The organism is Kitasatospora sp. NPDC089913 (genome assembly GCF_044748625.1).
Taxonomy (GTDB): Bacteria; Actinomycetota; Actinomycetes; order Streptomycetales; family Streptomycetaceae; genus Kitasatospora.
Genome location: NZ_JBIVGI010000009.1, coordinates 119,345 through 137,493 on the forward strand (window position 1 = coordinate 119,345; position 18,149 = coordinate 137,493).

The following is an 18,149-nucleotide window of genomic DNA, read 5'->3' on the forward strand; positions in this document are numbered from 1 at the left end:
CGGGCCCCGGGGTGTCCGCTCGTGCGGGCGGGTCGTACGCCGGCGCCGGGGCGTCAGTGCGCCCCGGCGGGCTGCGCTGTCATCGCGGCGAGCACGGCGCGCCAGTCCTCGCCGGGCTCCGGGGTCAGCGGCCCGGCGAGTGCGTCGGCCCGGTAGGACCAGGGGCGCAGCAGCTCCGCCTCGGCGGCCGGGCCGTGCGCGACGGTGCTCGACGAGCCGAGCAGCCGCACCAGTTCGGCGGCGAAGTCGGCCCAGGAGACGTGGCCGGTGACGGCGTTGACGATCCGGCCGGGGGCGAGGCCGAGGCCGGCCGTCACCGCCCGGGCCAGCGCGGCGGAGTGCACCCAGCTCGCCCCGGCCCACCCGGCCGAGGGCTCCGGCAGCAGGATCGGGCGGCCGGCCAGCGCGGCCTGGTAGAGCGCGCCGGTGGCGCCCCAGCGGAGCTGGTCGCGCAGCCGCCGGTGCGGGCCCCAGACGATCGGCGAGCGGACCACCGCGACCGGGCCGGAGGCCGACGGGGCGGCGTCCAGCAGGATCCGCTCGCAGTCGAGCTTGGCCTGCCCGTACGCGGTGAGCGGTCCGGCCGAGGGGCCGCCCTCGGCGACCTCCCCGGGTGCCGGGCGGCCGTAGGCGTCGATGCTGCTGACGAAGACGAATCCACCGGTGCCGCGCCAGCCCTCGACCAGGGTCCGCATCGCGGCGAGGTCGACGGCGTGCTCGGTGAAGGTGCAGGCGGCGTGGATCACGGTCTCCGCACCCTCCGCGGCCCGGCGCAGGCTGTCCAGGTCGGCGAGGTCCCCCTCGGCGACCTCCACCCCGGCGCCGGCCACCAGATGGGCCGACTCGGGGCGGACCAGGGCGCGCACGGGGCGGCCCTGGGCGACAAGTTCCTGGAGCAGGGCGGCGCCGACACCGCCGCTGGCGCCGGTCAGCAGCACCGTCCCGGCCCGGGCGGCCGGGACGGCGGCGGTGCCGGCGGCGGTGCGGCGGGCGCCACCGCGTTCGGCCGCGCGTTCTGCGGCGCGTTCGGCCAGCAGGGCGGCCAGGGCCCGGGGGGTCCGCCGCTCCAGCACGTCCAGGCCGGTCAGCGGCAGGCCGAGGCGCGCGCGGAGCCGCTCCGCCAGTTGCACGGCGACCAGGGAATGGCCGCCCAGGCCGAAGAAGTCGCCCTCGGCGGGCGGCCGGGCGCCGAGCAGTTCGGCGAAGACGTCGCGCACGGTGTCCAGGTGGGCGGCGGGCGCGCCGGGGAGCCGGGCCGGGTCGAGGGCGCCGTCGGAGCGGCGCGGGATGCGGTCCAGCAGGGTGACGGCGTGCGGGAGCGCGTCGGGGTCCGCGAGCCGGCGGCGGAGGGCGGCGCGCAGTTCGGCGCCGCTGGGGGCGACCGGGCCGCGGACGGTCGCGTAGGCGAGGGCGGGACCGTGCTCGGCGAGGTGCAGGGCGGCGTCGGCGACCCGGGGGTCCGCGAGCAGGGCGGCGACGGCGGGATGCCGGTCGGGGTGGTCCACCGGCCCGGTCGCACCGGGGAGTTCGCCCGCGAGCCGCTCGTCCGGATGCCGCTCGTCCACGAGCCGCTCGACCGGACGCCGCTCGTCCACGAGCCGCTCGCCGGGGAGGCGGGACAGCGGGCGGTCGGCGTCGGTGGCGACGGCTGCCAGCAGTTCGGCGAAAGCGGTGTGCAGCCGACCGGCGGTGGCCCCGTCCAGGGCGGCCGGGTCGTGCTGGAGCAGGCAGCGCGGCTCCGGACCGTCCTCGACCAGCAGGGTCAGGCCGAACTTGGCGAGCCCGAGGTCGACCTCCACCGCCTCGGCGGTGAGGCCCGGCAGCGCCAGCGGCTCGGCCGGGTGGACCAGGTCGCAGCTCACGGCGAGCAGCGGGGTGCCGTCGGCGCCGCGGGCGGCGGCACCGAGGCGTTCGACGACCAGGTCGAAGGGCACCTCGTGGTGCTCCTGGGCGTCCAGCAGGGCGGTGCGGACGACGGCCAGCAGTTCGGTGAAGGCCGGGTCGCCGTCCGGCTCGGGCAGCCGGGCGCGGACCGGCAGGGTGTTGACCTGGAGGCCGATCAGCCGCCGCAGTTCGGGCCGGGCTCGGTGGCCGCCGGCGCAGCCGAGCACCAGGTCGGAGCCACCGGTGGCGGCGCGCAGGGCCGCGAAGGCGGCGGCCAGGACGACGGTGAACACGGTCGCGCCGTGCCGGGCGCCGAGCCGGCGCAGTCCGTCCACGGTGTCGGCGGTGAGCGGTGCGCTGTGCAGGACGGCGCGGCGCTCGGGGGTGCCGGGCGGGACGGGGCGCAGCAGCGGGAGCGGCCCGGCACCGGCGAGCCCGGCGGCCCGGGCGGCGGCCGCGGCGGCGAGCCGGTCGTCGCGCTCGCGCTCCCAGCGGGCGTAGTCGGCGTACTGGATCCCGGGTTCGGGCAGGTCGACGGGGCCGCCCCCGGCCGCGGCCGCGTACAGCGCGCCGAGTTCCTCGGCGAGGACGGGCAGCGATCCCCCGTCGACGGCGATGTGATGGATCGTCAAGAGCAGGGTGTGGTCGTCCGGGGCGTGCCGCAGGAGCAGCGCGCGCAGGACGGGGCCGGTGGCGAGGTCGAACGGGCGGGCCGCCTCGTCGCGCAGCAGGGCGGCGGCGTCCTCGGGGGCCGCGTCCCGGACCGGGAGCGGGACCGCGGCGGGCGGCGCGGGCTCCTGGTGCGGCCGGTCGTCCTGGTGGCCGTAGCGGGTGCGCAGGACGTGGTGGCGGGCGGTGAGGCCGGTCAGGGCGGCGGCGAGGGCGTCCCGGTCCAGCGGGCCGCGCAGCCGGGTGGCGAGCGGGACGTGGTAGCGGGGGCCGCCCTGGCCGAGGCGGTCCATCAGCCACATCCGCTGCTGGGCGTGGGAGAGCGGGGCCGGGCCGGGGGCGGTGGCGCGCCGGACCGGGCCGGCGGCCGGGGTGCCTGGCGCGGGCTTCCCGGCGCGGCTCCGGGCGCGGCGGAGCAGTTCGGCCTGGTCGATCGGGGCGGTCATCGGGCGGACTCCTGGGGGCGGGCGCCGGCGGTCACGAGGTCGGACCCGGCGGACCCCGCCGAATCGGCCGCGAGCAGGGCGCGTTCGATCAGGGCGGCCTGACCGGCCACGGTGGGCCGGCCCAGGAAGTCGCCGAGCGGCAGCTCGACACCCAGGTCCTCGCGGAGGTCGTCGACCACCCACATGGCGAGCAGCGAGTGGCCGCCCAGGGCGAAGAACTCGGCTTCTGGGGTCGTCACTTCGGTCTCCAGGGCGCGCGACCAGGCGGCCGCGACGACCTGCTCGATCGGGCCGAGAGCCGCGGGGCCGGTGACGGGGCCAGCGGTCCCGGCGCTGGTGGCAGTCCCGGCCGGCTCCTCCTCGGCGGCCAGCGCGCGGCGGTCGACCTTGCCGCTGCCGGTGAGCGGGAGGGTGTCCAGCACCGTCCAGGCGGTCGGCACCAGATGGGCCGGAAGGCGCTCGGCGAGCTGTCGGCGCAGCGACTCCGGCGTCGGGCGGGCGCCCTCGGCGGCGACCAGGAAGGCGGTCAGCGCGGCGTCCTCGCGCCCCGCGCGGCGGACCACCACGGCGGCCTCGGCGACCTCGGGCAGGCGGCGCAGCGCGTGCTCGACCTCGCCGGGCTCGATCCGGTAGCCGCGCACCTTCACCTGGTCGTCCAGCCGGCCGTGGAAGTCGAGGGTGCCGTCCGGGCGCCGGGACACCAGGTCGCCGGTGCCGTACGCCCGGCCCAGGCCGGGGAGTTCGACGAAGCGCTCGGCCGTCAGATCGGGCCGGCCGAGGTAGCCGAGCGCCAGCCGTCCGGTCAGCCAGAGTTCGCCGCGGGTGCCGTCCGGGACGGGTCGGCGGTCCCGGTCGAGGACGGCGGCGCCGGTGCCGCCGAACGGACGGCCGATCGGCACCGGGCCCGCGCAGTCGGCGGGCCGGACCCGGTGCAGGGTGGCGAAGGTGGTGGCCTCGGTCGGGCCGTAGCCGTTGACCAGTTCGAGCCACGGGTAGGCCCGCAGCACGGCGCCGGCGTGCTCGGCCGCGAGCGCCTCGCCGCCGACGACGACGTGCCGCAGCACGCCGAAGATCCGTGAGCCGCGCGCGGCGAGCTGGTGGAACAGGGCGGTCGCGAGCACGGCGTGGGTGACGCCGAACCGCTCGACGTCACGGGCGAGTTCCTCCGCGCTCGGGCGGTCGGCGGTCGGCACGGCGAGCGCGGCACCGTTGGCCAGCGGGCCCCAGAGTTCCAGGGTGGAGAGGTCGAAACCGGCGGAGGTCCGGACCAGCATCCGGTCGCCGGGACGCAGCACGACCCCGTCGGCGGCGGTGACCAGCTCGGTGACGGCGTGGTGCGGCACCAGCACGCCCTTGGGCCGCCCGGTGGAGCCGGAGGTGAAGTACACGATCGCGGCGGCGTCCGGGTCGGGGTCGACCGGAGCGGGCCCGTGCTCGTCGTCGCCGGTCCCGGCGGGGCCGGTCTCGGTGAGCGCCAGCGAGCGGTCCTCGGTCAGATCGAGTTCGGCCAGCAGCGCCTTGTCGCCGAGGGTGAGCCGGACGGCCGCGTCGTCGAGCATCGCGGTGAGGCGCGCGGCCGGGTACGCCGGGTCGAGCGGCAGCACATGGCCGCCGGCCCACCAGACGGCGAGGTGGGCCACGGCGATCCGGCTGCCGCGGGCGCAGAGCACGCCGACGGCGCTGCCGGGGGCGACTCCGCGGGCGGTCAGCTCGGCGGCCAACCGCCTTGCGTTCTCGACGAGTTCGCGGTAGGTCAGGGTGGTGGTGCCGTCGGTGACGGCGAGCGCCTCGGGGTGCTCGGCGGCCTGCCGGGCGACCAGCGCCGGGACGGTGGCGGCGGCAGTGGTCGGAGCGACGGCGGCCGGAGCAGTGGTGGAGCGGGAGGGAGTCATCGGAGGTCAGCCTTCCGGGCGCCCCGGCGGTGGGCCGGGGCGCCGTGCGACGGTGGGCGGGCGGGAGGGGGCGGCCGGTCAGTCCGTGACGGCGCCCGGACGGCGCTCGTCGACCAGCCGGGCCACCGCGCGCAGATCGGGCTGGCGCAGCAGCGACGGGGCCCGCAGCCGGACCTCGAACTCCTCCTCCAGCGCGGCGAGCAGTCGCGCGGCGGTGACCGAAGTCCCTCCCGCGTCCAGGAAGTTGTCCGAGGGGCCGAGGTCGGTCCGGCCGAGCAGCCCGGCGCAGATCCGGAGCAGCGTCCGCTCGGTCGGCGTGGCGGCGGCGTCGGCCCCGGCCCCGGCGGGGCGCGCGGCACCCTGCTGGGCCTCGGCCTCCTCGGCCTTGAGCAGCGCGGCCCGGTCGATCTTGCCGTTGGCGTCCAGCGGGAAGCCGTCGACCAGCCGCAGGGCGCTCGGCACCGCCTGCTCGGGCAGCCAGGGCCGCACCGCCGCCAGCAGTTCGGCGCCGTCCACCGGGGTGCCCCCGGTCACGGGCTGGGCGAAGGCGATCAGCTGTGCGCCGCCCACCTGGGCCGGGCGGGCGACCACGGCGGCGCGCCGCACCCGGGGGTCGCGCTCCAGGGCGGCCTCGACCTCGGCCGGTTCGATCCGCACTCCGCTGACCTTGACCTGGTCGTCCAGCCGGCCGAGGAACTCCAGCACGCCGTCGGCGCGCATCAGCACCCGGTCGCCGGTGCGGTAGACCCGGTCGGTGCCCTCGAGGTCGTCGGGCGCGGAGACGAAGCGCTCGGCGGTCAGTCCCTCGTCGAGGTAGCCGATGGCCAGGCCCTGGCCGCCGATCCGCAGTTCACCGGCCTCGCCGCGCGGCAGCGCGCGGCCGTTCTCGTCGGTGACCAGGACGATCGCGCCGGGGACGGGCCGGCCGATCGGCGGCGCGCCGGTGCCGTGCCCGGCGCCCGGCACCATGCTGTGCACGGTGGTGGTGACGGTCGCCTCGGCCGGTCCGTAGGCGTTGTGGACGGTCGCGGTGACGTCCGGACCGGGGGTGCGGCGCAGCCGGTCGCCGCCGACGGTGAGGTGGCGCAGCGGCAGGTCGGCGGGCCAGGGCCGGTCGAGCACCGGCTCGGCGAGCGGGGTGGGCAGCACACCGACGGTGATGCCGGCGGTGCGCCACCAGTCGGTGAGCGCGACCGGGTCCCAGCGGACGGCCTCGGGGGCGACGCAGAGCGCCGCGCCGGAGGTGAGGCCGGCCCACAGCTCCATCAGGTGCGGGTCGAAGGCGACGCCGATGAGCAGGCTGTGCCGGTCGCCCGGGCCGAGGCCGGTCAGTTCGCGGTACCAGGTGAGCAGCGCACCGAGCGCGGTCTGCCCGACCGCGACGGCCTTCGGCAGGCCGGTGGAGCCGGAGGTGAGCACGGTGTACTGGGTGCCCCTGGGAGCGCGGACGGCCTCCGCGCCGTCGCTCTCCCCGGCGAAGGCGGCCACGATCCCGGTCGCGCCCGGAGCGGTGACCGGGTGGTGCCGGCCGTCCCGGTGGGCGGGCGGGAGCAGCGCCGGGTCCCCGATGAGGCAGGCGGGGCGCAGCTGTTCGGCGACGGCGCGGAGCCGGCGCTCGCCGGGACGCGGGCCGAGCGGCAGGTGGACGGCGCCGAGCCGGGCGACGGCCAGGGTGGCGGCGACCAGGGCGGCGGAGTGGTCGAGGCAGAGGCCGACCAGGTCGCCGGGGCGGACCCTTCCGGCCAGCTGCCCGGCGATCCCGTCGGCGAGACGGTCGAGTTCGGCGTAGCTCAGGGTGAGTCCGCCGTCGATCAGCGCGGGCGCGTTCGGGGTGCGGCGGGCCCAGCTGGTGAAGAGGTCGAGCACGGCGCCGTCGCGGTGCGGGCGGCCGTAGGCGACGGAGAGGCCGGGCAGAAGGCCGGGCAGGGGCCGGTCCTGGATGGTGGTCATGACGGGGTCCTCCGGACGTCGGTGGATGGTCGGTACGGGTCAGCCCAGGCCCATGGCCCGGGCCACGATCACCTTCTGGACCTCGGAGGTCCCTTCGATGATGGTGGTCATCCGGACGTAGCGGTAGAGGTACTCCAGCGGATGGCCGCGCACCCAGCCCGTGGCACCGTGCACCTGGAGGGCGCGGTCGACGGCCCGGACGGCGGTCTCGGAGGAGGTCAGCTTGGCGAGCGCGGCGTTCTCGGGCGCCTCGGTGCCCTCGTCGACGAGCCGGGCGCAGGCGAGGGTCAGCAGCTTGGCGGCCTCGACCTCGGCGCGGGTACGCACCAGGTGGTCCTGGATGTGCTGGTAGTCGCCGATCGGCTGTCCGAAGGCCTGCCGCTCGCGGGCGTACTCGACACCGAGCCGCAGCGCGTACTCGGCGATGCCGTCGCACATCGCGGCGACCACCAGCCGGCCCCGGGAGAGGCTGTCCATGGCGAGGCCGGTGGCGGCGCCGATGCCGTCCTCGCCGCCGATCACCGCGGCGGCCGGGGCGTGCAGCCGGTCGAGCACCAGCTCGAACAGCGGCTCCCCGGACATGCCTTCGTAGCGCTGGCCGATGCGCAGCCCGGGGTGGTCCATCGGCAGGACGAAGGCGGTGGCGCCGGCGGTCGGCCCGGCGCCGTCGCCGAGATCGGTGGCGGCGACCACGAGCGCGAGGTCGGCGCGGTCGGCGTTGCTGACGAAGGTCTTGCGACCGTTCAGCAGCCAGCCGTCGCCGTCGCGGACGGCGGTGGTGGTGAGCCGGAACGCGTCGGACCCGGCCTGGGGTTCGGTGAGTGCCAGGCAGCGGGTGCGCTCGCCGCGGACCAGCGGGACGAGGTGGCGCTCGATCTGCTCGGGCGTGCCGTGCCGCAGCAGCGGGCTGGGCCCGTCGGAGCCGGCCAGCGCGTAGGGGGCGAGCGGGCAGCCGCTGCGCCCGGCGGCGTGGTGGAGCAGCACGACGGCGGTGAACGGCATGCCGGAGCCGCCGAGTTCCTCCGGGTAGTCGCCGGCGTAGAAGCCGAGGGCGGCGGAGCGCTTGCGGACGTAGGCCCGCAGGTCGGCCGGCGGCTGTTCGGCGGACTCCGCCAACTCAGCGGCGAGCGGCTCGAGTTCGCGGCGCACGAAGCTCTCGAAGGCGGCCACGAGTTCGCGGTGCTCGCCCTCCAGCACGGCGGAGGGCGCGGACAGGCCGGTGCTGTTGGCCGGTCGTACAGCGGGGCGGGCGGCGGCGGGCCCGGGGGCGGTGAGGGTCACTGCTGGGCTCCGGTGAGGGCGCGGGCCTGGTCGGCCAGGACGGGGTGCTGGAAGAGGGTGCGCAGCGGGGGCCGGTTGCCGAGGTGCGGCTCCAGCCAGGCGGCGAGCCGGGCGGCGAGCAGCGAGTGGCCGCCGACCTCGAAGAAGTGCGAGTCCGGGGCGAACCGGTCGTGGCCGAGCACCTCCCGCCAGGCCTCGGCGATCAGCAGCTGGGCGGGGTCGGTGAAGGCCGACGGGGCGGTCTCCGACGGGGCGGCGGCGGGTGCCTCGGCGGCCAGCCGGGCGAGGGCCGCCCGGTCGGGCTTGCCACCGGGCAGCAGCGGCATGGCGTCCAGCGCGGTCCAGCTCGCCGGGACGAGACCGGCGGGCAGCCGGCGGGCCAGGGCCGCGTGCAGGGCGGCCTGGTCGGGCTGCGGGCCGCCGTCGAGGAAGCCGAGCAGGCGCGGTCCGGCGCTGTCGTCCCGGTGCAGCAGGACGGCGCAGGAGCGGCCGCCGAGTTCGGCGGAGGCGGCGGCCTCGATCTCCTCCAGCTCGATCCGGAAGCCGCGCAGCTTGACCTGGTTGTCCTGGCGGCCGAGGAAGCGCAGCCGTCCGTCGAGGTCGCGGTAGCCGCGGTCACCGGTGCGGTAGACGCGCTCGCCGCCGAGGGCCGGGACGACCGGGAAGCGGGCCCCGGTCACCTCCGGCAGGCCGAGGTAGCCGTCGGCCAGGGCCGCTCCCCCGACGGCGAGTTCGCCGACCGCTCCGGCCGGCAGCGGCTGGCCGCCGGTGTCCAGGACGTGCATCCGGACGCCGGGGAGTTCGGTGCCGAGCGGGATCTCGGCGGTGTCGTCGAAGCCCTCGGCGGCGGTACCGCCGACGGACGCGCCGTCGGCATCGGTACGGTCGGCGACGGCAGCCGGGGCCAGGTCGGCCGCGGTCAGCTCGTGCACGGTGGAGGTGACGGTGGCCTCGGTGACGCCGTAGGCGTTGAGGACGGTGACGGCGGTGCCGTCGGTCAGCCCGCGCAGCGCCCGGGCCGGCAGCCGCTCGCCGCCGAGGACGAGCAGGCGCGGCGCCCAGCGGCCGTCCGCCAGCGCGTCGCGCAGGTCCTCGCGGACGGCGAGCGCGTAGCTGGTCGGCAGATTGGCGACGGTGACGCCGCGGGCAGCCAGCACGGCGACCAGTTCGGGCCCGGTCGGGACCTCGCGCTGCGGCAGCACCAGGGCGGCGCCGGCCACCAGCGAGGGCAGCACCTCCTCGAGCGCCACGTCGAAGGACGGCCGGGCGAACAGCAGCACCCGGTCGGCCGGGCCCAGGCCGTAACGGGCGGTCACCGCGGTCAGGTACCGGGCCAGCGCGGTGCGGCCGACCAGGACCGGCTTGGGCACACCGGTCGAGCCGGAGGTGTGGATCACGTAGGCGGCGCCGTCGAGCACGGCGGCCGGGCGGGCCGCGGGGAAGGCCGGGCCGTCCAGCAGGGCCGGGACGGTGTCGGCGGGCAGCGCGAGGGCGCTCTGCCGGGTGGCCAGCACCAGGGCCGGGGCGAGCCGCTCCAGCAGCAGGGCCAGCCTGGCCTGCGGGTCCTCGGCGGAGAGCGGGGCGTGCACCGCGCCGAGGCGCAGGCAGGCGAGCAGGGCGACGACGCTGTCGACGCCGCGCGGCAGCACGGTGGCGACCGGCTGCCCGGGGGTCACCCCCGCGGCGCGCAGGCGCTCGACCAGCTCGCCGACCCGGCGGTCGAGGTCGCCGTAGCTCAGCCGCTCGGAACCGGCGAGCAGGGCGAGCGCGCTCGGGTCGTGGACGGCGACCGGGTCGAGACCGGCCGGCTCGGGCAGCGCGGCGGGGGTGGTGTCCCCGTCCGTCGCGGTGCCGGTCGTGGCGGGCGCCACCGCGAGGTCGGCGAGCAGGGCGTCCGGGCCGTCGAGGTAGCCGCGCAGCAGGTCGAGCAACCGCTCGGAGAGCAGGGTGGCGATCCTCTCGCCGAACAGGTCGGCGTCGTAGTCCCAGACCAGGGTCATCCCGGCCGCGCCGTGCTTCTCGCCGACCACCCGGCGGTCGTCGGGCAGCAGGACGAGGTCGAGGTCGAAGCGGGTGGTACCGGTGTTGAAGCCCTCGTAGAGCGAGACCTCGAGGCCGGGCGCCTGCACATCGGGCAGCGGCGCGTCGTGCGCGCTGAACATCACGCTGAACAGCGGGTTGTCCGCACCGGTGGTGTGCCGGCCGAGCGCGCGGGTCAGCTCCTGGACCGGCACGTCCTGGTGGGGCAGCGCACGGAACAGCACATCGGTCACCTCGTCCACCGCGTCGGTGCCGGGCGCGGCAGGGTCCAGTCGCAGGCGCAGCGGCACGGTGTTGACGAACATCCCGACGGTGCCCTCGAAGCCGGGCGGCCGGTTGCCGACGGCGGTGCCGACCATCAGTTCCCGGTGGCCGCTGTGCCGGCGCAGCAGTTCGGCGAAGAGGGTGAGCAGGGTGGAGAACGGGGTGTGGCCGTCGGCCTTGGCCCGCTCGCGCAGCCGCTCGGCGAGATCGGCGCCGATCGACTGGCGCAGCTGGCCGCCGCGGTGGCGGCGGCGGGCGCCGGGACGGGCCAGGCCCGGCAGCGCGAGGTCGAGCGGGGCGTCCGCCAACTCCTGCTTCCAGAAGGCGAGTCCACGTTCGCGGCCGGCCTCCCGGACGGCCTCGGCGGCGTGCACGTGCTCCTCGTAGGAGGGCGCGGCGGGAAGCGTGACCGTGTCGGCCTCGCCGAGGACGTGGGCGCGGTACACGGTGAAGAGGTCGCGCAGCAGGATCGCGAACGAGTGGCCGTCGTGGACGAGGTGGTGCTCGACGTGGATCAGTCGGTGGTGGTCGTCGCCGATCCGGACCAGGTGCCAGCGCAGCAGCGGGGCGTCGGTGGTGTCCAGCGGCTCCTCGGCCTCCGCCGCCAGCAGGGTACGGAACGCGGCCTCGGGGTCGGCCTCGGCGCTCAGGTCGCTGGTGCGCAGCCGCGGCTCGGTCCGGGCGCCGACCCGCTGGAGCGGCAACCCCTCGGCGCGGGGGACCAGTTCGAGCCGCAGGCCGGGGTGGTGGGCGAGCACGGCGGTGAGGCCGGCCCGGAGCGCGTCGGTGTCGAGCGGCCCCCAGAGATCGAGGGCGGCGGTGAAGTTGTAGGCACGACTGCCGGGCTGCATCTGCTCGTGCAGCCAGACGATCTCCTGCGAGGAGGAGAGTACGAACATGGGCAACTCCCTGGTTGTGTCGGGTTGTTGATTCGGTTCGACAGCTCGGGGCGGGCACTGTGGGGCCTGCCCCGGGCCGGGACCCGCCGGGGGTGGTGGCGGGCCCGGCGGAACGGGTCGGGGTCGGTCGACGCGGGTCGACGCGGGTCGGGGTGGGTCGGGGTGGGTCGGGGTGGTCGTGGCGGACCGGCCGGCCGGCGGGTGCGGCGGTCGGCGAGCGGAGCGGTCCGGGGGATCGGGACGGTGGTGGATCGGGACCGCGGCGACTCGGGGCGGCGGCGGCTCGGGACCGTGGCGGCTCGGGACCGCGGCGGGGCCGGGACGGCGGAACGGCCCGGCGGGTCAGGCCCCGGTGCCGAGGTGGTGGCGCAGGGTCGCGAGCAGCACCGCGAAGGCGGCCTCCGCCGCGGCGTCCGGGTAACGCTCGCGGTCCCAGGCCAGCCGGACCAGGAGGTCCTCGCCGTGCGAGGCGGACACCGCGATCGGTGCGGCGAGCGGACGGCCCGCGAGGTGCACCTCGCGCCCGGCGACCCCGCCGAGCAGCAGGGGCGGTCGGCGGTGCAGGTCCTCGAAGGTGAGCAGCCCGTCGAGCGCGCCGGACCAGCTCGCCCCGGCGGACCGGGCGGCGCGCACCACCTCGTCGTACGGGGTGTCCGCGTGGTCGAGGTCGTCCCACCAGTCGGCGCCGAGCGCGTCGAGCGGACGGGGCGGGCCGGGCGGCGCGGGGTGGACCAGGGTGTTCAGGAAGCAGCCGAGCACCGGTGCGGTGTCGGCCGGGCGGCCGCCCCACGGGTAACCCAGCGCGAGCACCCGGTCGCCGCCGTCGAGCCGGTGCGCCGCGGCGGCGACGGCGTCCAGCAGTGCCGGGAAGACACCGCTCCGGGCGGCGCCGGTCACGGCGGGCAGCCGGTCCACGGCCATGCCGGTCGACCGGGCCGGACCGGCCGGTCCGGCGGCATCCGGGGCGTCGGCGAGAGCGCCGAGCCGGGCTGCCCAGTGCCGCTGGGCAGCCTCGCCGGCCGCCCGCGCCTCGGCGTCCAACTGCCCCTCCACCGCCGCCCGGTAGGCCTCGACGGCCTCGGCCTGCGCGGCGTCCGGGGCAGTCTCGCCCTCGTCCGGTTCGGCGTAGGCGGCGCCGAGCCCCTCGGTGACCAGGCCGAGCGACTGCTCGTCGCAGGCGGCGTGGTCCAGGGCGACGGCGAGCAGTTCCTCCTCGTCCTGCGGTCCGGCCGCCAGCAGCAGCCGCAGCGCCGGTCCGTCGGTCGGCCAGTCCAGCAGCGCCCGCAGCAGCGCCGCCCGGGCGGGCCCGTCCGGCAGCCCGGCACCGGCGGCCCCGTCGACGGCGGTTGCGCCGATCCCGGCTCCGGGGGCGGCGACGGCTCCGGGGGCGGCCGGACCGGACGGGTCCACCGGCACCCGGGCCACCTCGACCGAGGGCTCGCCGAGCCGCAGCACCGGCGTACCGCGCAGCACCGTGAACCCGCCGCACAGCGCCGGGTGCCGGCGGGCCAGCCGAAGCGCGGCGCGGCGCAACCGGGGCAGGTCGACGGTCCCCCGGGGGAAGGCGAAGAACAGCGGGACGATGTCCGTCCGGGCCAGCCGGTCGCGGTGGCGGGTGATCAGGAAGCGGCGCTGGGCGCCGGTGAGCGGGAGCAGCGGTACCGGGTCGGGGCCGGTCCCGGCGGCGGAGGCGAGGGACCGGTAGCGGGTCAGGTAGGCGGCCGTGATGCTGGAGTGCACGGGAGGGTCTCCGCTTTCGGTTCGGGACATCGGTGGGTCGGCGTGGTTCCGGGCCCGGGCGGCGCGTTCAGCGGGCCCTTCCGGCGTCGGCGGCTTCGGCCGGGTCGCGCCCGGCGGCGCCACCGGCGGCCGGGTCCGCGTCCACGGCGGACCGCACGCCCGCGGTGGGCCGCACGCCCACCGTCGGACCGGTGACCGCGATCGGGGCCGTGGCCGCCGACGGAGCCGTGGCTCCGGCCGGGCCGGAACCCTCGGTCGGGGCGTCGTCCGCCGACGGCCCGGCGTCGGCTTTCCCTTCCTCCGCGGGCGCGGACGGCAGGTCCCGCATCCCCCGCAGCGACGAGAACAGCAGCGGCACCGGCACCACCAGGAAGCCCGCCGCGCAGAGCCAGAGCGCGGCGCGCGGACCGGCCTGCTCGGCGACGGCGCCGCCGAGCAGGGCACCGAGCGGCAGGGTGCCCCAGACCAGGAACCGCATGGTGGCGTTCATCCGGCCGAGCAGCCGGGGCGGGCACAGGCTCTGCCGGAAGCTCACCTGGGCGACGTTGTAGACCACCGCGCCGAACAGCACGGCCACCCCGCCGATCGCGAACAGCACCGCCCCCACGCCCCCGTCCGCGAGCGGCCAGAGCAGCGCGAACGGACCGGTGACCAGCGGGGCGAGCCAGATCAGCCGGGCCTGCCCGATCCGCGCGGCGAGCCGGCCCGCGCACAGCGCACCGGCGAGCCCGCCGACCGCCGAGGCCGACAGCAGCACCCCGATCGCGGCCGGGGAGAGGTCCAGCACCCGCACCCAGAAGACGGTCTGCACGGCCATCAGCACCGCGCTGAACAGGTTGGACGCCGCGGTGGTGGCGGCGATCACCCGCAGCAGCGGGTGGCCGAGCACGAACCGCAGGCCCTCGGCGACCTCGGCCCGCAGCGACCGCCCGGGCTCGGGCGCGGGCAGTCGCTCCTCGGCCCCGATCCGGGAGAGCAGGACCGCCGAGGCGAGGAAGCCGAACGCGTCGGCGACGATCGCCAGCGGGGCGCCGAGCAGCTGGACCAGTCCGCCGCCCAGACCGGGTCCGGCGATCTGCGCCGAGGACCGGACCGTCTCGATCGCCCCGTTCCCCGCCACCAGTCGGTCGCGCGGCAGCAGGACGGGGAGGAAGGACTGGTGGGCGACGTCGAAGAAGACCGTCGCCACCCCGGTGACCAGGGCCACCAGGTAGAGCTGGAGCAGGCTGAGCACGTCCAGCGCGGCGGCCAGCGGGATCGAGCCGACGGCGAGGCATCGCAGCACGTCGGCGCGGACCAGGACGGGCAGCTTGCGCATCCGGTCCAGCCAGGCGCCGGCGGGGAGGCCGACCAGGAGGAAGGCGGCGGTCTCGGCGGCGGTCAGCAGGCCGACCTGGAAGGGCGTGGCATCGAGTTCCACCACTGCCACCAGGGGCAGTGCGACCAGGGTGACCTGACTGCCCGCCTGCGCCGTGACGGCCCCCGAGAGCAGGAGGCGGAAGTCGCGGCGGGCCGACGGACCGGTACTGGGCAGGTGAGGCGTTTCGTTCATCAGTACGACCCTCGGTTACCGATTCGCTACAGGGCAACCGGCTGGCCGGATTCCGGCCCCCGCCCGAATCGGCCGGATACCGCCGCTCGCTCAGTCTTCCCTCACCTGCTCCTTATCCGACCGCGAGGGCCCGGAACGGGCGCCCGGGGGCGGGACCAGCGACGTCGCGCCGACCGGTCTTCCCGTTCGGGATGTCCAACCGAGTGTCCGCTATCCGGACCATGGATTTCAGCCAGCGGACAGCCGGCCTCAACTTGGCCGGAACCCGGGGAGTGCTGACTTTCCGTCACCTGGCGGTGGTGCGGCCGTGATATCGGCGCACGGAAGCGGCCCCCGGACCGGGGTCGGTCCGGGGGCCGCGGGGCCCGCTGAAGGGGGACGGGCTAGCCGAGGGCCGCGTCCGGGGTGCGGCCCGCCTGGGCCTGCTCGATCCGGGCGACCAGCATCGCGGCCAGCCTCCGGGTGCCCGCCGGGTCCACCGGACCGCCCTCGGTGGTGACGGTGGCGACCACCGTGCCGGCGCGCAGCACGATCGCCACACCGTCCCGGCCCGCGAGGTCGCCCTTGAACGCGCGACTCTCCGTCCCCAGCAGGCCGACGTCGGCCGGGCCGTACTTGCTCGCGTCGGCGTACGCGCCGTACGCCTCCTTGTACCGGTCCTGGGCCTGCGCCCGGCCGGGCAGGGTGTCGACGCCGAAGCGCACCACCACCTCGCCGGCGGCGAACCTGGCGCTGCCGCTCAGCGGCTTGCCCTTGCAGGGCGCGGCGGCCGTGCAGGTGGTGGCGTGGTCGGCGGTGTCGACCCGCCGCTTCTCCTCCTCCCAGCCGGTCATCGCCTTCTGGTCGGGCAGCAGCAGGGCGACCAGCGCGGAGTCGAGCAGGGCGGTGTCCGAGTCCGGACCGGTCGCCGGCTGCCCGGCCCCGCCGGTCCCACCCGCTCCAGCCGCTCCACCGCTCGAAGCGCCCCCGGTGGTCGTTCCGGCGGCCCCGGCCCCGGCACCGGCCGTACCGGCGGTCGAGCCGCCCGCCGCCGTCGCCCCGGGCGTGGCCGCGCCCGGACCGCTCGCCCCGGCCGCCGGGGTACCGCCGGCGGCGGCGCCACCGGCCGGGTCGCCCGACGGCGCGGCGGTCCCGGACCCGGCCGCCGCCGAGGGCGCACCGGTACCCCCGGTGGCCGCGTCGGCCGTCGCCCCGGGGGTCGCCGACGCGCCCGCCGTGCCCTTCGCCGCGTTCTCGGAGCTCGTCGAGCTCCCGGAACCGCAGGCGGCCAACGCCGCCAGCAGCGCACCCGTCGCCGCCGCGGCGGCCACCTTCCGACCGGCCGTGCCCATGTGCGCCCCTCTCGTGTCCGTGGCCCCTCAAGATAGACGCGGCCCCGCCCGACCGGTTCCCCGGGGCCCGCTGCCTCGGGGAACGGCCGCCACGCGCGGGGCAGGGCGGGGCGGACAGGGCACGGACTGTCTGGTCGGGCCAGGTCGGGTCGGGCCAGGTCAGGTCAGCCGAGACCGGCCGGGTCGCTCCCGGGGGCGCCCGGCGGCAGCGGCTCGATGCCCACCACCCGGCTGATCCTGGTCGGCTCGACCAGCACCACCACCCGCCGCTCCCCCGGGATGCCCCAGCCGTACCGCTCCACCCCGAGGTACGTCCGCGCCAGCCGGTCCATGTTCCGGACCGCCTCCTCGCCCTCCACGAACCGCACCGCCCGCCCCCGGATCTGCACCCGGTCGTACGGGTTCCCGGGGTCGGCGAGCGACAGACAGACCCGCGGGTCCCGCCGCAGATTGCGCTCCTTGACCCGCCCCACGGAGGTGTTGAACAGCACCAGGTCCCCCTCCGTCCCCACCCACATCGGGCTCACGTGCGGCGAGCCGTCGGCATTGACCGTGCCGACGTACCAGATGTGCCCCGCCTCGATCCGCTCACGGACGTCCTTCGAGATCTCGACCATGCGCCGAGTCTGCCCGTACGCCCCGGGCGCCACTCCCGCCCCTCGTACACGCACCTCACCCGGATCGCCCAGGGCACTCGGGTGAACACGCCCGGGACTCCACTCGAAGGGGTCACCCGCCGGGCCGGGGCTGCCGCCCTCCGGTGGCAGCGGGCGTCAGGGTGGTTGACGGTGAATCAGGCGCCCACTCCGCGAGTCCCCCGCCCGATGATGTGTCGGCGATCGCGGTACCGCGCCGGAAGGATCATCATCATGCGTTCCGCACGTACCCTGCTCGCCGGAGCAGCCGTCGCCGCCGCCCTCACCGTCGGTGCCCCGCTCGCCTACGCCGACGGCGCCGCCGACCAGGGCAAGAACCTCACCTGGCAGGAGAAGCAGGACAAGGCCGCCACCTCCGACGGCCAGAAGACCTGGGACGAGAAGCAGAACGGTTCCTCCGGCACCGACGCGAGCAAGGGCTCCGAGGGCAAGGCCCCGGAAGGCAAGGGTTCCGAGGGCAAGAGCTACGAGAGCAAGGGCGAGGAGAAGACCCCGCACGGCGGCGTGCACACCGGCGGCGGCGGCCTGGCGCTCTCCGGCGGCGGCCTCGCCTCCGGCGCGGTGCTGCTGCTCGGCGGCCTCGGGGCGGGCGCGATCGCCCTGCGCCGCGGCCGCCGCACCGCGGACGCCGCGATCTGACCGCGCGCCGTTCCCGCCGCCTCCCCGTCGTGGCCCGCGCCCGGTGCGCCGGCCACGGCGGGGGCGTGCGGGGCGGCGCTCCGCCGTGTCCGGCCCGCGGCGCCCCGAACGCGGGCCACTGAGAGGAGTACGAGCGACGATGGCCGGTCTGATCCCCGGTACGTCCCGGCTGCTGCGCGCGGGCATGGGCGCGGCCGCGGTCGGTCTGCTGCTGATCTACAACTCGGTGGACAGCGTCCCGGCCGACGACGCGGCCGCCGCCGGGGCCGCGCCGCCGGCCGCCGCCGCGTCCGCCGCACCGGGACCGGCGCCGGGGTCCCCGGCGGCCACCGGCCCCGGCGCCCCGGCCCCCACCGCACCCGCGGGGGCCGCCGCGACCGCCCCCGCCGCGCCGGTCAAGGCGGCGGCGCCGCTGAAGCGCTCCAAGCCGACCAGGCTCCGGATCCCGCAGCTCAACGTGGACGCTCCCTTCACCGAGCTCACCCTGAGCCCCGCCGGCCAGCTCAACGCCCCGCCCGCGGACGACAAGAACCTGGTCGGCTGGTACCGCGACGGCGTCACCCCCGGGGAGCGCGGCGCCGCCGTGGTCGCCGGACACGTCGACACCACCAAGGGCCCGGCGGTGTTCCTGCTGCTCAGCCTGATGCTGCCGGGCAACAAGGTGGAGGTCCGGCGGGCCGACGGCACGGTCGCGGTGTTCTCGGTGGACGCCGTCGAGACCTTCGCCAAGGACGCCTTCCCCGACCAGAAGGTCTACGGGAAGACGCCCGACGCCCAGCTCCGGCTGATCACCTGCGGCGGCACCTACGACAAGAAGCGCCGTGACTACCTGGACAACGTGGTGGTCTTCGCGCACCTGGAGTCCAGCCGCAAGGCCTGAGTCCCGCTCCACGACGCGAAGCGGAG

At 77.2% G+C, this 18,149-nt stretch carries 11 protein-coding genes; 2 read left to right on the forward strand and 9 right to left on the reverse strand.

The genetic code is table 11. From position 1 onward, the window contains the following. Nucleotides 1-53: 53 nt before the first annotated feature. The 9 genes from ACIPYS_RS16630 to ACIPYS_RS16670 form a co-directional block, all read right to left on the reverse strand. Nucleotides 54-2,999, reverse strand: coding sequence for a condensation domain-containing protein (locus ACIPYS_RS16630; RefSeq protein WP_400746809.1), 2,946 nt, complete (start codon nucleotides 2,997-2,999; stop codon nucleotides 54-56). Next, entirely contained in the window at nucleotides 2,996-4,891 is a 1,896-nt protein-coding gene (locus ACIPYS_RS16635) for an amino acid adenylation domain-containing protein (RefSeq protein WP_400746811.1), read from the reverse strand. Before ACIPYS_RS16635 ends, ACIPYS_RS16630 begins: the two co-directional genes overlap by 4 nt. 78 nt (nucleotides 4,892-4,969) lie before the next feature. Beyond that, nucleotides 4,970-6,841 carry a non-ribosomal peptide synthetase gene (locus ACIPYS_RS16640; RefSeq protein ID WP_400746813.1) on the reverse strand — a complete coding sequence of 624 codons (1,872 nt, stop codon included), beginning with the start codon at nucleotides 6,839-6,841 and terminating at the stop codon, nucleotides 4,970-4,972. 39 nt (nucleotides 6,842-6,880) lie between these two features. After that, a complete protein-coding gene (locus tag ACIPYS_RS16645) occupies nucleotides 6,881-8,122 on the reverse strand; it encodes an acyl-CoA dehydrogenase family protein (protein ID WP_400746815.1) in 1,242 nt (413 codons plus the stop codon). Next, nucleotides 8,119-11,325, reverse strand: coding sequence for a condensation domain-containing protein (locus tag ACIPYS_RS16650; protein WP_400746817.1), 3,207 nt, complete (start codon nucleotides 11,323-11,325; stop codon nucleotides 8,119-8,121). The genes ACIPYS_RS16645 and ACIPYS_RS16650 overlap by 4 nt, the downstream gene beginning before the upstream one ends. A 342-nt stretch (nucleotides 11,326-11,667) precedes the next feature. Beyond that, on the reverse strand, nucleotides 11,668-13,065 hold the full coding sequence (locus ACIPYS_RS16655) for a non-ribosomal peptide synthetase (protein WP_400746819.1): 1,398 nt from the start codon (nucleotides 13,063-13,065) through the stop codon (nucleotides 11,668-11,670). A 67-nt stretch (nucleotides 13,066-13,132) separates the two neighbouring features. Beyond that, nucleotides 13,133-14,617 (reverse strand): MFS transporter, encoded by a 1,485-nt coding sequence (locus ACIPYS_RS16660; protein WP_093859263.1) that lies wholly within the window; start codon nucleotides 14,615-14,617, stop codon nucleotides 13,133-13,135. A 383-nt stretch (nucleotides 14,618-15,000) separates the two neighbouring features. Further along, nucleotides 15,001-15,948, reverse strand: coding sequence for a hypothetical protein (locus tag ACIPYS_RS16665; protein ID WP_400746821.1), 948 nt, complete (start codon nucleotides 15,946-15,948; stop codon nucleotides 15,001-15,003). Nucleotides 15,949-16,112: 164 nt separating this feature from the next. Next, nucleotides 16,113-16,565, reverse strand: a complete 453-nt coding sequence (locus ACIPYS_RS16670; protein WP_093859265.1) for a PPOX class F420-dependent oxidoreductase — start codon at nucleotides 16,563-16,565, stop codon at nucleotides 16,113-16,115. A 252-nt stretch (nucleotides 16,566-16,817) separates the two neighbouring features. On the opposite strand from ACIPYS_RS16670, the gene ACIPYS_RS16675 reads away from it, so the two are divergent. Next, the gene (locus ACIPYS_RS16675; RefSeq protein WP_093859266.1) at nucleotides 16,818-17,243 is read left to right on the forward strand and encodes a hypothetical protein; all 426 of its coding nucleotides are present in this window, start codon (nucleotides 16,818-16,820) and stop codon (nucleotides 17,241-17,243) included. 139 nt (nucleotides 17,244-17,382) lie between these two features. Continuing rightward, a complete protein-coding gene (locus ACIPYS_RS16680; RefSeq protein ID WP_093859267.1) occupies nucleotides 17,383-18,123 on the forward strand; it encodes a class F sortase in 741 nt (246 codons plus the stop codon). Nucleotides 18,124-18,149 lie beyond the last annotated feature (26 nt).

Bases quoted from the DNA above. Each gene is read 5' to 3' on its own strand.
- ACIPYS_RS16660 (WP_093859263.1), bottom strand. From the start codon at position 14,617: ATGAACGAAACGCCTCACCTGCCCAGTACCGGTCCGTCGGCCCGCCGC.
- ACIPYS_RS16630 (WP_400746809.1), bottom strand. From the start codon at position 2,999: ATGACCGCCCCGATCGACCAGGCCGAACTGCTCCGCCGCGCCCGGAGC.
- ACIPYS_RS16675 (WP_093859266.1), top strand. From the start codon at position 16,818: ATGCGTTCCGCACGTACCCTGCTCGCCGGAGCAGCCGTCGCCGCCGCC.
- ACIPYS_RS16670 (WP_093859265.1), bottom strand. From the start codon at position 16,565: ATGGTCGAGATCTCGAAGGACGTCCGTGAGCGGATCGAGGCGGGGCAC.
- ACIPYS_RS16650 (WP_400746817.1), bottom strand. From the start codon at position 11,325: ATGTTCGTACTCTCCTCCTCGCAGGAGATCGTCTGGCTGCACGAGCAG.
- ACIPYS_RS16665 (WP_400746821.1), bottom strand. From the start codon at position 15,948: ATGGGCACGGCCGGTCGGAAGGTGGCCGCCGCGGCGGCGACGGGTGCG.
- ACIPYS_RS16680 (WP_093859267.1), top strand. From the start codon at position 17,383: ATGGCCGGTCTGATCCCCGGTACGTCCCGGCTGCTGCGCGCGGGCATG.
- ACIPYS_RS16635 (WP_400746811.1), bottom strand. From the start codon at position 4,891: ATGACTCCCTCCCGCTCCACCACTGCTCCGGCCGCCGTCGCTCCGACC.
- ACIPYS_RS16640 (WP_400746813.1), bottom strand. From the start codon at position 6,841: ATGACCACCATCCAGGACCGGCCCCTGCCCGGCCTTCTGCCCGGCCTC.